1 protein-coding gene is annotated in these 425 nt (G+C 65.6%); it reads left to right on the forward strand.

Translation table 11 applies throughout. The features are described from left to right. On the forward strand, positions 1-407 hold a 407-nt coding region (locus AC3A3G_RS16380; RefSeq protein ID WP_487488740.1), incomplete at its 5' end, for a transposase family protein. Between the last annotated feature and the right edge of the window lie 18 nt (positions 408-425).

A 425-nucleotide genomic window follows, 5' to 3' on the forward strand; every position in this document is an offset into this window, starting at 1 on the left:
GACCCGACACCATCGTCAGCGACAACGGCACGGAATACACCTCGAACGCCGTCCTGGCGTGGGCCGACGACACCGGCGTCGGCTGGCATTACATCGCGCCGGGCAAGCCCCAGCAGAACGGCTTCAATGAGAGCTTCAACGGGCGCCTGCGTGACGAGCTGCTGAACGAGACGCTGTTTCGATCCCTGCCGCACGCGCGCGCGGTGCTCGAGGCCTGGCGGCGTGACTACAACGAACGGCGACCGCACTCGAAGCTCGGCTGGCTGACGCCGCAGGCCTACGCGCAAGCCCTTGCTGGAAACGCCGGGCGGCCTGCTGCGCTGGTTGACGGCTGCGCAGGCCGCCCTATTGCCAACCCAACCAATCTCTACCCAGATCAACCTCGGACTCTTGTTATGGCTGGATGAGAAACGGGGGGCACGTCA

It is taken from the genome of Brevundimonas sp. Soil_N_31 (assembly GCF_057655995.1).